At 68.2% G+C, this 15,355-nt stretch carries 11 protein-coding genes; 6 read left to right on the top strand and 5 right to left on the bottom strand.

Features of this window, described 5'->3' with window-relative positions; genetic code table 11:
* Positions 1–121: 121 nt before the first annotated feature.
* The gene (gene ureG / locus AAFF27_26035) at positions 122–772 is read left to right on the top strand and encodes an urease accessory protein UreG (protein XAH26329.1); all 651 of its coding nucleotides are present in this window, start codon (positions 122–124) and stop codon (positions 770–772) included.
* Between the two features lie 5 nt (positions 773–777).
* Positions 778–1,242, top strand: coding sequence for a PIN domain-containing protein (locus tag AAFF27_26030; GenBank protein XAH23399.1), 465 nt, complete (start codon positions 778–780; stop codon positions 1,240–1,242).
* 501 nt (positions 1,243–1,743) lie between these two features.
* Here AAFF27_26030 and AAFF27_26025 read toward each other — a convergent pair.
* The 5 genes from AAFF27_26025 to AAFF27_26005 form a co-directional block, all read right to left on the bottom strand.
* Positions 1,744–3,141 carry an efflux transporter outer membrane subunit gene (locus tag AAFF27_26025; GenBank protein XAH23398.1) on the bottom strand — a complete coding sequence of 466 codons (1,398 nt, stop codon included), beginning with the start codon at positions 3,139–3,141 and terminating at the stop codon, positions 1,744–1,746.
* Complete coding sequence (locus AAFF27_26020) at positions 3,138–6,299, bottom strand: efflux RND transporter permease subunit (protein XAH23397.1); 3,162 nt, start codon at positions 6,297–6,299, stop codon at positions 3,138–3,140. The genes AAFF27_26025 and AAFF27_26020 overlap by 4 nt, the downstream gene beginning before the upstream one ends.
* A 14-nt stretch (positions 6,300–6,313) precedes the next feature.
* Positions 6,314–7,510 (bottom strand): efflux RND transporter periplasmic adaptor subunit, encoded by a 1,197-nt coding sequence (locus AAFF27_26015; GenBank protein XAH23396.1) that lies wholly within the window; start codon positions 7,508–7,510, stop codon positions 6,314–6,316.
* A 224-nt stretch (positions 7,511–7,734) separates the two neighbouring features.
* Positions 7,735–8,538, bottom strand: a complete 804-nt coding sequence (locus AAFF27_26010) for a hypothetical protein (protein XAH23395.1) — start codon at positions 8,536–8,538, stop codon at positions 7,735–7,737.
* 20 nt (positions 8,539–8,558) lie between these two features.
* Positions 8,559–10,265: an FMN-binding glutamate synthase family protein gene (locus AAFF27_26005; protein XAH23394.1), complete on the bottom strand. Its 1,707-nt coding sequence runs from the start codon at positions 10,263–10,265 to the stop codon at positions 8,559–8,561.
* A 182-nt stretch (positions 10,266–10,447) separates the two neighbouring features.
* Between AAFF27_26005 and AAFF27_26000 the strand changes: the two genes are divergently transcribed.
* The 4 genes from AAFF27_26000 to AAFF27_25985 all read left to right on the top strand — a co-directional run bounded on the left by AAFF27_26000 (position 10,448) and on the right by AAFF27_25985 (position 15,335).
* Complete coding sequence (locus AAFF27_26000; GenBank protein XAH23393.1) at positions 10,448–11,284, top strand: UPF0149 family protein; 837 nt, start codon at positions 10,448–10,450, stop codon at positions 11,282–11,284.
* Positions 11,285–11,528: 244 nt separating this feature from the next.
* Positions 11,529–13,271: an L-arabinonate dehydratase gene (araD, locus tag AAFF27_25995; GenBank protein ID XAH23392.1), complete on the top strand. Its 1,743-nt coding sequence runs from the start codon at positions 11,529–11,531 to the stop codon at positions 13,269–13,271.
* A gap of 172 nt (positions 13,272–13,443) precedes the next feature.
* Positions 13,444–14,430 (top strand): tripartite tricarboxylate transporter substrate binding protein, encoded by a 987-nt coding sequence (locus AAFF27_25990; GenBank protein ID XAH23391.1) that lies wholly within the window; start codon positions 13,444–13,446, stop codon positions 14,428–14,430.
* Positions 14,427–15,335 (top strand): dihydrodipicolinate synthase family protein, encoded by a 909-nt coding sequence (locus AAFF27_25985; GenBank protein ID XAH23390.1) that lies wholly within the window; start codon positions 14,427–14,429, stop codon positions 15,333–15,335. The genes AAFF27_25990 and AAFF27_25985 overlap by 4 nt, the downstream gene beginning before the upstream one ends.
* Positions 15,336–15,355 lie beyond the last annotated feature (20 nt).

Below are 15,355 nucleotides of genomic sequence, written 5' to 3'. Positions count from 1 at the left end.
CAACCCCCTTGCAGGGGTCACATCCTGCGGCCTGGCAAAGCCTGCTCCGCGGCCCTTTGTGCCTTTGCGTTGCGTACGCTGCGGATCACGCGCAACGCAATGGATAACTGAGATGACTACTATGAGTTCTGCCCTGCACCACATCGCCAACCGCACCAAGAAACTGCCGCCGCTGCGCGTGGGCATAGGCGGCCCGGTCGGCTCCGGCAAGACCACGCTGCTGGAAATGCTCTGCAAGACCATGCGCGACAAGTGGGACCTGATCGCCATCACCAACGACATCTACACCAAGGAAGACCAGCGCCTGCTGACCGTCAGCGGCGCGCTGCCGGCCGAACGCATCATGGGCGTGGAAACCGGTGGCTGCCCGCACACGGCGATCCGGGAAGATTGCTCGATCAACCTTGAGGCCATCGACCGCATGCTCACCGAATTCCCGGACGCCGACGTGGTGTTCGTCGAATCCGGTGGCGACAACCTGGCCGCCACCTTCAGCCCCGAGCTGAGCGACCTGACGATCTACGTGATCGACGTGGCGGCGGGCGAGAAGATCCCGCGCAAGGGCGGCCCCGGCATCACCAAGAGCGACCTGTTCGTGATCAACAAGACCGACCTGGCGCCGCACGTGGGCGCCAACCTGGCCGTGATGGAGGCCGACACCAAGCGCATGCGCGGCGCACGCCCCTTCGTCATGACCAACCTCAAGACCCAGACCGGGCTGCAAGAGGTGATTGCCTTCATCGAGCAGCGCGGCATGCTGCAGGCGGCTTGAATCCGATGCGGCCCTGCCTGGTGCTGGACACCAACATCGTGCTCGACGTGTTTCTGTTCAATGACCCGGCGGCGCAGCCGGTGCGCGCCGCGCTGGAGGCCGGCACGCTGGACTGGGTTGCCACGGCCTCGATGCGGGTGGAGCTGGCGCGGGTGCTGGGCTATCCGCAGATCGTGTCGCGGCTGGCCTTCTACGGGCTGGCTGACGTGCAGGTGCTGGCGCAGTTCGACCGTTATGCGCGCATCGTGCCGGTCGCGCCCAAGGTGCCCGTGACCTGCAAGGACCCGGACGACCAGGGCTTCATCGACCTGGCCGTGGCGCACCGCGCGCAACTGCTCAGCAAGGACCGCGCGGTGATCTGCATGCGTAAGCGCCTGGCGGCGCTGGGCGTGGTGGCCGGCACCGTCATGGCGTCTGCGGTGGTCGATCCGTCGCAGTTGCTACCGGCGCGCCCGACCCCATCCGCGTAACAGCGCGGAACCGGCTTTGCCGGGCCGCTGCAAGTGTCTTCTGGAAAGCATCCCCTTCAAGGTATTGAGATATCCCTTGGCGGCGTGCCTTGCAGGCGGCGGGTGCCGGGAGTTCGCCCCGGCGGGCGAGTAACTTTCTTTCGTTTCGCCGAAAGAAAGTCACCAAAGGTCGCGAAGCGGGGCTGCGCTCACTTCGCAAAGCGAAGTTATGCGACAGACCAAAGGGCGACCCCACTGTGGCGGTCCGGCTTTGCCGGACTGCTTTGCGGTGCTCGGAATCGGCAGGCGGCTGCGGAACTCGCCTGCGGCTCAAACAGTCCTCGCCGTCCCTTCGCTTCGCTGCGGGCAACCTGCCGATTCCTGCGCTCCTCAACGCCACAGAGGGGACCCCGGGACAGCCACACGGGCCATCGCTGCGCTCGGCCCGGTATTGGGTGTTTGGCTATTGGTCTTCGGCTACCCAACGCCGTTAAGGATGCGGCTGCACGCAGTGAGCGCGGGTCATCCCCAACCACCGCCCATGGTCTTGTAGAGCGTGATGCGGTTCGCCTGCTCCGCCAGTTGCAGCGTGATCAGGTTCTGCCCTGCGGTGTAGAAGGCGCGCTCGGACACCAGCACGTCGAGGTAGCTGTCCATGCCGGTGCGAAAGCGCGCCTGCGACAGGCGCAGCGCGGTTTCCGTGGCGTCGCGCAGCGAGCGCTGGGCGTCCAGCTGCTCGCCCAGCGTGGCGCGTGCGTCCAGCGCATCAGACACCTCGCGGAAGGCGGTTTGCAGCGTCTTCTCGTACTGCGCCACGTTGATGTCGCGCGTGATGCGCGCCACGTCCAGGCTGGCGCGCAAGGCGCCGCCGCTGAAGATCGGCAGCACGATCTGCGGTGCGAAAGTCCAGCTGCCATTGCCGTTGGCAAACAGCCGGTCCAGCTCGCGGCTGGCGCTGCCGGCGGAAGCGGTCAGGCTGATGCGCGGGAAGAAGGCCGCACGCGCCGCACCTATGTTGGCGCTGGCGCCCTGCAGCGTGTGCTCGGCCGCCAGCACGTCGGGCCGGTTCTGCAGCAGCTCGGACGGCAGGCCTTCCGGCACGGCTACCAGCGCGGCGGCAGGTGCCGCCGGGTCGGCCGCGCGGGGCAGCAAGGTGTCGGGCACGCTGGCGCCGACCAGTAGCGCCAGCGCATTGCGGTCTTGCGCCACCAGGCGGCTGTAGCTGGCGACGTCGGAGCGGGCCGTATCCACCGTGGTGCGCGACTGCGCCAGCGTCAGCCCGGATTCCGAGCCCAGCGCATGCGCCTGCCGCGTCAGGTCGTAGGACGCCTGCTGGCTCTTGAGCGTGTCCTGCGCCAGCTGCAGCCGGCGCTGGTCGGCCGCCAGCGTGAGCCAGGCGTTGGCGACGTCGGCCACCAGGCTGATCTGCACGCTGCGGCGCGTCTCGGCGGTGGCAAAGAAGGTCTCCAGTGCGGCGTCGTCCAGGTTGCGCAGCCGGCCAAAGAAGTCGATCTCGTAGCTGGCAAAACCCACGCCCGCATTGAACTGGTTGAGCGTGGAGGCGCGGCCGCTGGCGGCGGTGTCGGCGGCGGCACCGGTGCGGCTGCCGGCCACGGTGGCATTCACGGCCGGGAACAGGTTGGCGCGCTGGATGCCGTACTGCGCGCGGGTGCGCTCGATGTTGAGCGCCGCCACCCGCAGGTCGCGGTTGTGCTCCAGCGCCAGCCCGACCACTTGGCGCAGGCGTTCATCGAGGAAGAAGCTGCGCCAGTCCAGCGCGGGTGCCGGCGTTGCCGTATCGGGCGCGACGCGCGCGGGCGCCCAGGTGCCGGGGATGGGCGCTGCAGGCCGTTGGTAGTCCGGTGCCAGGCTGCCGCAGCCGGCCAGCACAGCGCAGGCGATGAGGCTCAGGCGCTTCATGCTGCGGCCTCCGGCGCGTGCCCGTGAGCCGGCTCAGCAGTGCTGCGCTGGCGGAAGAAGCTGCGGATCAGCACAAAGAACAGCGGCACAAAGAAGATGCCCAGCACCGTGGCGGTCACCATGCCGCCAAACACCGCCGTGCCGATGGCCTGGCGCCCGGCTGCGCCGGCGCCGGTGCCCACCACCAGCGGCAGCACGCCAAAGCCAAAGGCCAGGGAAGTCATCAGGATCGGGCGCAGGCGCAGCCGCACCGCTTCCAGCGTGGCGTCGAACACGTTCTTGCCCTGCTCTTGCAGCTGCTTGGCAAATTCCACGATCAGGATGGCGTTCTTGCATGAGAGGCCGACCGTGGTCAGCAGCCCGACCTGGAAGTACACGTCATTGGACATGCCGCGCAGGCCGGTGAACAGCACCGCGCCAATGATGCCCAGCGGCACCACCAGGATCACCGAGAACGGCACCGACCAGCTCTCGTACAGCGCGGCCAGGCACAGGAACACGAACAGGATGGACACCGCATACAGCAGCGGCGCCTGCGCACCGGATCGGCGCTCTTCAAACGAGGCGCCCGTCCACTCGTGGGCAATGCCCTGCGGCATCTGCGCCATGATCTGCTCGACCTTGTTCATGGCGGTGCCCGAACTCACGCCCGACACCGCGCTGCCCAGCATCTCGAACGCGGGCTGGCCGTTGTAGCGTTGCAGCTGTGGCGAGCCATAGCTCCAGCGCTGGCTGGAGAAGGCCGAGAACGGCACCATCTGGTTACTGCTGTTGCGCACCGTCCAGCGCTTGATGTCGTCGGGCAGCATGCGGAAAGGGGCATCGCCCTGCATGTAGACCCGCTTGACGCGGCCACGGTCGATGAAGTCGTTGATGTAGGTGCCGCCCAGCGCGCCCGACAGCGTGCTGTTGACGTCAGCCGTGGCCAACCCCAGCGCGCCGGCGCGGCGGTCGTCGATGTCCACTGCGAACTGGGCCGTGTCGTCCAGGTTGTTGCTGCGTACGCCGGTGAGCACGGTGTCTTTGCGCGACAGCTCCAGGAAGCGGTCGCGCGCCTGCACCAGCGCCTCGTGGCCCAGGTTGCCGGTGTCTTCGATGTAGAAGTTGAAGCCCGCGCTCGACCCCAGCCCGCGCACTGCGGGCGGCTGCAGCACGAACACGCGCGCATCGCGGATCTTGCTCAGGGCGGCGTTGGCGCGGCGCGCCACGGCTTCGGCGCTGTGCTCCTTGCCCGGGCGCTCGGCCCAGGGCTTGAGCTTGATGAAGGCGCGGCCCGAGCCCTGGTCGCCCGACAGGCCGGTGGTGACGTTGTAGATCACCACTTCTGGCTGCTGGCGGATGTAGTCCTCGAACTGGCGCACCACCTGCTGGATGCGCGCGTCGGTAGAGCCCGGCGGCATGCGGATTTCGGCGGTCAGGATGCCCTGGTCTTCGATGGGCAGGAACGAGGTCGGCAGGCGCATGAACAGCACGGCCATGCCGCCCGCCAGCAGCAGGTAGACCAGCATGCTGCGCTTGCCGCGCCGCACGATGCCGTGCACGCCGCGCTGGGTGCGGTCGGCCGTGCGGTCAAAGCCGCGGTTGAACCATAAAAAGAAGCGGTCGGCCCAGCCCAGCGGCCCGCGGCGCACCAGCCGGTGGCCGGCTGCGTCATGCGGCAGGTGCTTGAGCATGGTGGCGCACAGCGCCGGCGTGAGCGTGAGCGCCACCAGCACCGACAGCGCCATGGCCGAGACGATGGTGACCGAGAACTGCCGGTAGATGATGCCGGTCGAGCCGCCAAAGAAGGCCATCGGGATGAACACCGCCGACAGCACCAGCGCAATGCCCACCAGCGCCGGCGTGATCTCGTCCATGGACTTGCGCGTGGCCTCCTTGGGGCTCAGGCCCTCTTCGGTCATGACGCGCTCGACGTTCTCCACCACCACGATGGCGTCGTCCACCAGCAGGCCGATGGCCAGCACCATGCCGAACATGGTCAGCGTGTTGATCGAATAGCCCAGCAGCGACAGCACGCCAAAGGTGCCCAGCAGCACCACCGGCACGGCAATCGCGGGGATCAGCGTGGCGCGGAAGTTCTGCAGGAACAGGTACATGATCAGCACCACCAGCAGCATGGCCTCGGCCAGCGCCTTGACGACTTCTTCGATGGAGGCCTGCACGAAGGGCGTGGTGTCGTAGTTGACGCGTGCCTTCATCTGGCTGGGGAAGAAGGGCGCAAGCTCATCGATGCGCTTGACCACCGCCTCGGACACCTTGAGCGCATTGGCGCCGTTGGCCAGCACCACGCCCATGCCGGCCGAAGCCTGGCCGGCCAGGCGCGACTGGATGGTCAGGCTCTCGGCGCCCAGCTCTACCCGGGCCACGTCCTTCAGCAGCACCAGCGAGCCATCGGCTGCGGTGCGCAGCACCACGTTCTCGAACTGCTCGGCGGTCTGCAGCTTGCTGCGCGCGGTGACCGTGGCGTTCAACTGCTGCTGCGCGGTGGCCGGCAGGCCGCCTAACTGGCCTGCCGAGACCTGCGCGTTCTGCGCCTGCAGCGCCACGCTTATGTCCGACGGGATCAGGTTGTACTTTTCGAGCTTGCCCGGGTCGAGCCAGATGCGCATGGCATAGCCCGAGCCCAGCACCTGCACCTCGGCCACGCCGTCCAGGCGGCTGATGACATCGACCAGGTTGCTGGCGATGTAGTCGCCGACGTCGGTGCGGGTCAGTGCCGGGTCTTCCGAGTAGAGCGACACGATCATCAGGAAGTCGCTGCCGGCCTTGGTCACCGTCACGCCCTGGCTTTGCACCGCCTGCGGCAGCCGTGGCATGGCCTGCTGCAGCTTGTTCTGCACCTGCATCTGCGCCACGTCGGGGTTGGTGCCGGCGTTGAAGGTGAGCGTGGTGCGCGACTGGCCCGACGAGCTGCTGGTCGCGCCCATGTAGATCAGGTTGTCCAGCCCCTTCAACTGCTGCTCGATCACCTGGGTGACCGAGTCTTCCACCGTCTTGGCCGAGGCGCCGGTGTAGTTGGCGGTGATGGAGACCGAGGGCGGCGCGATGTTGGGGTACTGCTCCAGCGGCAGCGTGCTGATGGAGATCGCGCCCGCCAGCATGATGACGATGGCGATGACCCACGCGAAGATGGGCCGGTCGATGAAAAAGCGTGCCATGGCGTGCGTGGTGCTCAGCGGACGACGGCCGTATCAGGGCCTGCACCGTTGGTGGCTGCTGCGGCCGCGACCTCTACCGCCTTCACCTTGTCGCCCACGCGGGCCTTCTGCGAGCCTTCCACGATGACCCGGTCGCCCGCGGCCAGCCCGCTGCGCACCTGCCAGCGGTTGCCCACTGCGCGCCCGACCACCACGGCGCGGCGCGCCACCTTGTCCTCGGCGTCCACCACCAGGGCCGTGGAGCGCCCCACCGCGTCGCGCAGGATGCCTTGCTGCGGCGCCAGCAGCGCGTTCTCGTCCACGCCTTCTTCCAGCACCGCGCGCACATACATGCCGGGCAGCAGCAGGCCGTCGGGGTTGGGCACGGTGGCGCGCAGGGTGACCGCGCCGGTGGTGGCGTTCACGCTCAGGCCGGCGAACTGCAGCAGGCCTTCATGGCCGTAGCTGCTGCCGTCTTCCAGGATCAGGCGCACGCGCGCCGCACCGGCACCGTTGCGGGTCAGCCGGCCGGCGGCCAGCTCGCGCTTCAGGCGCAGCACCTCGGCGCTGGACTGGGTCACGTCCACGTAGAGCGGGTCGATCTGCTGCACCGTCGCCAGCGCTGTTGTCTGGTTGGCGGTGACCAGTGCGCCCGGCGTCACGGTCGAGGTGCCAATGCGCCCGGAGATGGGCGAGGCCATGCGCGTGAAGTCCAGGTTGATGCGCGCCGTCTCGACCGCCGCCTGCGCCGTGGCCACGTCGGCCCGGGCTTGCGCCAATGCGGCCTGGCTCTGGTCGTTGACCTGCTTGCTGACCGCGTCGATCTTCACCAGCTCGGCATTGCGGTTGGCCGTGACCTCGGCCACGCTGGCCGTGGCGCGGTTGCGCGCCAGCGTGGCCTGCGTGCTCGACAGCGCGGCCTGGTAGGTCGATGGGTCCAGCTGGTACAGCACCTGGCCGGCCTTGACCGTGGCGCCTTCGGTGAACTGCCGCTTCTGCACGATGCCGCCGACCTGGGGCCGGATGTCGGCACTGAGAAAGGCGCTGGTGCGCCCCGGCAGCTCGGTGGTGAAGGCCTGGCGCTGCGGCTGCAGCGTCATGACCCCGACCTCCGTCGGGCCCGCAGGCGCGGCTGGCTCGGATTTGGGAGAGCAGGCGGTCAGGGCTGCGGCCAGGGTCAGCAGGGGCAGGCTGCCCCAGGCCAGGGCGCGCGGCGATCGGGTGGAGATCATGGAATGGGCGGATCGCAGTGGGGTGAGGGCAGGCGCGGACAACCCTCAATAGTGTTGGCGAAATGTAAATTGATTGTGAAGGTGCGACACAGGGTTTTGCACCGCGTTTGTTTTTGTCCATGCCGCGCTGCAAGAGTTCTGCCAGCGCTGAGGAATATTGGTAAAAAGTGGCTTTGGCCCAGGTGTGGCCTGGGCTTATAGCTATACTTTTAATAGTTTGGCTGCTAGCCCTCTGCTGCCAATGCCCAGGCCGCCCGGGCCCGCTGCAGGTCGCGCCCCCAGCGCCGGTCCGCCGGCAGGCGCCGCAGCCAGCGCATCTGCCGCACGCTGGTGCGCAGCAGCGCCTGCACCACGGTTGGCTGCAGTTGCAGCCAGTTTGCCCAGACCTCGCGTGCGGGCTCGAAGGCGCCGGCCTCTTGCACATGCAGGGCGGTGGAGTGCAGGTAGCAGAGCAGGTCGCGCGCCTGGCACTGCGGCAGGGCCAGCACGGCGGCGGGGTCGTCCTCGAAGTCGACGTAGCCGATCACGCCGTCCGGGCAGCGCACCAGGTTGCGGGCAAAGGCCTGGCTCAGGCAGGCGCCGGCGCTGTGGGCGGTGCCGATGGCGTCCAGGCCGGCGTGGAACAGGCCCAGCATGGCCTCTGGCGCGGCGCGGACGGCGGTGTTCATCTCTACCGCGAGCGAGGGCGTGTCCTGCCCGGGCTGGCCCAGGTGGGCCAGCAGCAGGCCTTCGGGCCCTTCGGCCAGCACCTGCGGCACGCGCAGGCCGAGCGCGGCCAGGGCGCGCAGGCGGTTTGCCTCGGTGGCAATGGCTTCAGGGCCGCCCAGGTTGGGCACCGGCACCAGCAGCGGCAGCCGCGCGGCGCGGGCCAGCGCGCCCAGCACCCAGTAGGGCCAGCGCGCGTGGCGTGTGCCGGCCTTCTTGAGCCAGACCTGGCTGCTCTGCAGCGGGTAGTGCGCCAGCGGCAGCGTTTGCGTGGGGGCGGTGGTGCGCAGGAACTGGGCGCAGGTATCGGGGGGCAAAGGCATCGCCGCAGTTTGCCACCGCGCTAGGCGGTGGCCACGCTGCTGCCGCCGGGCGCCGAGGGTTCGAGCAGCGGCTGCGCTGCGCGAAAGCTGTGGGCGCTGGCCAGCGGCCAATATTGGCGGAACACGGCGTGCTGGTTGGCGAGGTCGCCCAGCAGCGCGCCGGGCTCCACGCGCATGACCAGGTTGGCCAGCAGCCGCACCTCGGTGTCGGTGACGCGGCGCACGATGTGGTGGGTGGTGATCTGCTGCGGGTGCTCCAGGCCGGCGGCCTGCACCAGCTCTTGCAGCGCGTGCAGCGTCTGGCGGTGGAAGCTGGCCACGCGCGTGGCTTTGTCCGGCACCACCAGCGCCTGCTGGCGCAGCGGGTCTTGCGTGGTGACGCCGGTCGGGCAGGTGCCGGTGTGGCAGCTCTGCGCCTGGATGCAGCCCAGCGCCATCATGAAGCCGCGCCCGGCGTTGCACCAGTCGGCCCCCAGCGCCATGAAGCGCGCCAGGTCGAAGGCGGTGATGACCTTGCCGGCGCAGCCCAGGCTGATGCGCCCGCGCAGGCCGGCGCCGATCAGCGTGTTGTGCACCAGCAGCAGGCCTTCCTGCACGGGCGCGCCGACGTGGTCGGTGAACTCGACCGGCGCGGCACCGGTGCCGCCCTCGGCGCCGTCGACCACGATGAAGTCGGGCGTGATGCCGGTCACCAGCATGGCCTTGACGATGGCAAACCATTCCCACGGGTGGCCAATGCAGAACTTGAAGCCCACCGGCTTGCCGCCCGAGAGCCGGCGCAGCCGGGCGATGAACTGCATCATCTCCACCGGCGTGGAGAAGGCGCTGTGCGAGGGCGGCGAGATGCAGTCCACGCCCTGCGGCACGCCGCGCGCGGTGGCGATCTCGATGGTGACCTTGGCGCCGGGCAGGATGCCGCCGTGCCCGGGCTTGGCGCCCTGGCTCAGCTTGATCTCGATCATCTTCACCTGCGGGTCGCGCGCGTTGGCGGTGAACTTCTCTTCGCTGAAAGTGCCGTCGTCGTTGCGGCAACCGAAGTAGCCCGAGGCCACCTCCCAGATCAGGTCGCCGCCATGCACGCGGTGGTGCTGCGAGATCGAGCCCTCGCCCGTGTCATGCGCAAAGCCGCCGGCCTTGGCGCCCTGGTTCAGCGCCAGGATGGCATTGGCCGAGAGCGAGCCAAAGCTCATGGCCGAGATATTGAAGACGCTGGCGTGGTAGGGCTGGGTGCAGGGCTCGACCGATGGCGATGGGTGCTCGGCCGAGCCGCCGATCCAGATGCGGAAGTCGTGCGAGGCCAGCCTGGTCGGTGCCATCGAGTGGTTGATCCACTCATAGCCCTGCAGGCCCACGTCCAGCTGGGTGCCGAAGGGGCGGTTGTCGGGCTCGCCCTTGGCGCGCTGGTACACCAGCGAGCGCTGGGCGCGCGAGAAGGGCAGGGTCTCGGTGTCGCCCTCTATGAAGTACTGGCGCACCTCCGGGCGGATGGTTTCCAGCAAGAAACGCATGTGGCCGATCACCGGGTAGTTGCGCAGGATGGCGTGCTGGGTCTGCCGCAGGTCGCGCAGGCCCACCACGCTCAGCACCGCGAAGACCAGCGGCAGCGGCCACCAGTCGGGCGTGAAGGCCCAGCAGGCCCACAAGCCCAGCAGCAGCCCGGCAACGCACAGCGCCAGCGTGGTGTAGCGCATGGGGAGCGCGCGAAGGGACGAGGGGACTGCGGACATCGGGGGGCTCCAGGGGGCGTTCTAGGCAATGTGGCCGCGCACTGCGCTGGCGCGCGGCCACGGCGGATCATAAGAGTGCCCTTGGAAACGGCACACGGCTACACTTTGCCGCCGCCTGCGGCCCGCCTGGACCGCCTTGTAACGGCGCTTTTCTCCCCCCACGACCCCACCTTTTGCCCGCCATGTCCGCCGATACGCCCGCCCCCGCTCCCGACACCTCTGTTCTCGGCTCTGCGCTTGCCCCCGAAGACTTCGACGTCCTTGACGAGATCCTCGACGAGCTGCGCACCCGCGACGACGAGGTGCCGCAGTGGGAGTTCTGCGACGGCTTCATGGCCGCGCTGGTCTGCAGCCGCCGCAGCATTCCCCAAGACGAATACCTGCCGGTGCTGCTGGGCGAGGGCGCCGCGCCCGCCGCCGACGATGCGCCCATGAGCGCGCTGAGCACCTTCTCTGGCGTGATCCAGCAGCGCCGCTTCCTGGAGCTGTGGCAGCGCCGTTGGGACGACATGGTCACCTCGCTCGACACCGAGGTGAAGTCGCTCGACGACGAGCGCAGCTTCCAGCCCGAGGTGATGGATGTGCTCGGCTCGATCCTGTCCCTGCCCGAGGCCGAGCGCCCCGATATCGAGGGCGAGGACATCCCCGCCATCGGCCAGGTCTGGGCGCTGGGCTTCATGTACGCGGTAGAGAACTGGCCCGAGGACTGGGCCGCGCCGCGCGACAAGGAAGCCGCCCAGTGGCTGGACGAGGGGCTGACCGCCATCGTCGCCCTGACCGAGCCCGACACCGGCAAGCCCGCCTTCAGCATGTTCAGCGAAGACGGCCCGCCCAGCGTCAGCGAAGCGCGGCTCGATGCCTATGGCGAAGCCATCTGGGCGGTGTATGACCTGCGCCGCCTGTGGAAGAGCATGGGCCCGCGCGTGGAGACCATCCGCCGCGACGCCAACCAGCCGGGCCGCAACGACCCTTGCCATTGCGGCAGCGGCAAGAAGTTCAAGAAGTGCCACGGGGCTTGAGGGCCTGAGGCTGCTGGGCTATGAGGTCCGCAGCCTGGGCATGGGCAAGTGCTTGCTTCAGTAATAGCTATTAAATAGATAGCTAATAGCCCGGTCTGCATAAGGGCTAGGGGCACTTTTTACCAAAAATGATGGCGCTTGCCTTGCGTCAGCCGTGGACCCGGCGTTTTCCCTCTATTGAAGGGCGAATGATAGCGCTATCATGTGACGTCATCCCTCTCATGCAACCCGCCCCGACCGCCCCATGACCGACTCCAAACGCAAGACCCCCGAAGAACTCCGCAGCCATCGCTGGTATGGCGTGAAGGACCTTCGCTCCTTTGGCCACCGCTCGCGCACCGCGCAGATGGGCTACCACCGCAGCGACTACGCGGGCAAGCCGGTGATCGTGATCATCAACACCTGGAGCGACATCAACCCCTGCCACACCCACTTCAAGCAGCGGGTGGAAGAGGTCAAGCGCGGCATCTGGCAGGCGGGCGGCTTCCCGGTGGAGCTGCCGGCCATGACGCTGTCCGAGCCGTTCCAGAAGCCCACCACCATGCTCTACCGCAACCTGCTGGCGCTGGAGACGGAAGAAAACCTGCGCTCCTACCCGGCCGACGGCGTGGTGCTGATGGGCGGCTGCGACAAGACCACGCCGGCGCTGGTGATGGGCGCGATCTCGATGGATCTGCCGACCATCTTCGTGCCCGCCGGCCCGATGCTGCGCGGCGACTACAAGGGCGAGTACCTGGGCTCGGGCTCGGACACCTGGAAGTACTGGGCCGAGCTGCGCGCCGGCAACATCAACGAGGACGACTGGCAGGACGTGGAAGACGGCATTGCCCGCTCGCCCGGCCACTGCATGACCATGGGCACGGCCAGCACCATGACCAGCTGCGCCGAGGCGCTGGGCCTGACGCTGCCGGGCGCGGCCAGCATCCCGGCGCCGGATTCGCGCCACGCGCAGATGGCCACGCTCACCGGCAAGCGCATCGTCGACATGGTGTGGGAAGACCTGAAGCCCTCCGACATCCTCACGGCGGCCTCCTTCAACAACGCCGTCACCACGGCCGTGGCGCTGGGCGGCTCGACCAACTCCATCGTGCACCTGATCGCCATGGCGCGGCGTGCCGGCGTGGACCTGGACCTGGACCGCTTCGACGCCATTGCGCGCACCATCCCGCTGCTGGCCGACCTGCGCCCCTCGGGCCGCTTCCTGATGGAAGACTTCTACTACGCCGGCGGCCTGCGCGCGCTGCTGGAGCGCCTGGGCGACAAGCTCGACCGCAGCTGCCTGACCATCACCGGCAAGACCCTGGGCGAGAACATCGAAGGCGCCAAGGTCTACAACGACGAGGTGATCCGCCCGCTGGCCAACCCGGTCACGCAAAAGGACAGCCTGGCTGTGCTGCGCGGCAATATCTGCCCCGACGGCGCCGTGATCAAGCCCGCCGCGATGGAGCCGCACCTGCGCAAGCACACCGGCCGCGCGGTGGTCTTCAAGGACCAGGCCGACCTGTACGCGCGCATTGATGCGCCTGATCTGCCGGTGACCAAAGACAGCGTCATCGTGCTGCAGCACGCCGGCCCGCAGGGCGCGCCCGGCATGCCCGAATGGGGCCAGCTGCCGATCCCGCAAAAGCTGCTGAAGGAAGGCGTGCGCGACATGCTGCGCATCAGCGACGCGCGCATGAGCGGCACCAGCTACGGCGCCTGCGTGCTGCATGTCACGCCCGAATCCTTCATTGGCGGGCCGCTGGCCTTTGTGCGCGATGGCGATGAGATCACGCTCGACGTAGACGCGCGCCTGCTGCACCTGCACATCAGCGACGAGGAAATGGCCGCGCGCAAGGCGGCCTGGGTGGCGCCCAAGCCGCACTTCACACGTGGCTTTGGCAAGATTTATCTCAAGCACATCAAGCAGGCCAACGAGGGCTGCGACTTCGACTTCCTGGAGACCGAGCCGGCTACCGAGGAGGCTGGCGACCCGATCATTCGCTGATACGGCTTCGCAATCAAAGCGATAACGGCGTTGCTTCGCCTTGCCGTGCTGAAGCACTGTCTGCGGCTTCGCGCCTTGTTCTCACTTTGATTGCAAACCCGTGCGAGCACACCGCTCCAGAGAGGCGCGCAGACGCCTCCTTTTTTTGCCATCCACCATCGAGGAGACAAGCATGCATTCCACCTACCGCCGCAGCATCCTGGCTGCCGCCTGCGCCGCCACCGCCCTGATCGCCTCTGGCGCCGCGCTGGCCCAGGGCGGGGCTTATCCGGACAAGCCCGTCACCATCATTGCGCCCTTCCCGCCGGGCGGCTCTACCGACATCATGGCGCGCCTGCTGGCGGCCGAGCTGCAGCCGCTGCTGGGCCAGACCTTCCTGGTCGACAACAAGGGCGGCGCCAACGGCGGCATCGGTACCGCGCAGGCGGCCAAGGCGGCGCCGGACGGCTACACGCTGCTGATCTCGGGCGTGGGCTCCAACGCCATCAACTACGGGCTCTACCCCAAGCTGCCCTACGCCGACAAGGACTTCATCCACATCTCGCTGCTGGCCACCGGGCCGAACGTGATCGTGGCGCACCCCTCGTTTGCGGCCAAGTCGCTGGCCGAGCTGGTGCGCATGGCCAAGGCCGCGCCCGGCACCATCCAGGCCGCCAACTCGGGCAATGGCTCGTCCAACCACCTGAGCATGCACATGCTGGAGCAGGCGGCGGGCTTCAAGATGGTGTCGGTGTCGTACAAGGGCGGCGCCCCGGCCATCAACGACGCCGTGGCCGGCCACGTGCCCATCCTCACCCTCAACCAGGACGTGCTGCTGCCCTTCGTCAAGGCCGGCAAGCTGCGCCCCCTGGCCGTCACCAGCGAGAAGCGCAACCCGGCCTACCCCGATGTGCCGACGGTGGCCGAGCAGGGCTACCCGGGCTTTGCGGCCGAATCCTGGTTTGGCCTGTCGGCCCCGGCCGGCACGCCGCAGGCGGTGATCGACAAGCTCTCGGCCGCCACCATCAAAGCCATGGCCAGCCCGCGCATCCGCGAGAAGCTCGAAGCCGTGGGCTTTGTCGTCGTGGGCGGTACGCCGGCCCAGGCCAATGCCTTCGTCAAGAACGAGATCACCAAGTGGAGTGAAACCGTCAAGACCTCGGGGGCGACCGTCGAATGAGCCTTGCCAACGCGAAGGGCCTCTACATCGTCGCCCAGACGCCCTTCACCGAGCAGGGCGCGGTCGACCTGGACAGCATTGACACCCTGGCCGACTTCTACCTGCGCCACGGCGCCAACGGTTTCACCGTGCTGGGCGTGGCGGGCGAATCGGTCAAGCTCACGCCGGACGAGGCGCTGGCCGTGGCCGGGCGCTACATCGCCCGCGCGGGCGGCAAACCGGTGGTGGTGGGCGTAAGCAACGCCAGCATCGCCAACCTGCGCGAGCTGACCGCGCGCGTGATGGACCAGGGCGCGGCCGGCGTGATGATTGCGCCGCCGCACGGCCTGAAGACCGAAGACGAGCTGTTTGCCTACTTCAGCGGCGTGTTCGCGCAGATCGGCGACGTGCCCACGGTGCTGCAGGATTACCCGGCCTCTACCGGCGTGTGGATGTCGGTGCCCAGCATCCTGCGGCTGATCGAGGCCTTTCCGCAGATCCAGGTGCTGAAGGAAGAAGACCTGCCCAGCCTGGGCAAGATCAGCCGGCTGCGCGCCGCGCCCGGCCGGCGCATCGCCATCCTCACCGGCAACAACGGCGTCTACCTGCCACAAGAGCTGGCGCGCGGCATCGACGGGCCCATGGCCGGCTTCTCGTACCCCGAGATGCTGTCGGGCGTGTACCGGCTCTACACGCAGGGCCAGGTGGAAGAGGCGCACGACCTGTTCGACCGCTACCTGCCACTGCTCAACTACGAGAACCAGAGCCAGTGGGGCGTGGCCGTGCGCAAAGAGGTGCTGCGCCGCCGCGGCGCCATCCGCAGCGCCGCCATGCGCCAGCCGGGGCCGAAGCTGAGCGCTATCGATCTGCTGGAGATCGACCGGCTGGTACGGCGCGTCGAGGCTGCTGCACTGCTCGAAGTTTGAAGGAAATACGCCTTTTGCCC

Source organism: Xylophilus sp. GW821-FHT01B05 (genome assembly GCA_038961845.1).
GTDB lineage: Bacteria > Pseudomonadota > Gammaproteobacteria > Burkholderiales > Burkholderiaceae_C > Xylophilus.
Note: the sequence above shows the minus strand (reverse complement) of the source record. Positions and strands in the feature narration are given on the sequence as shown.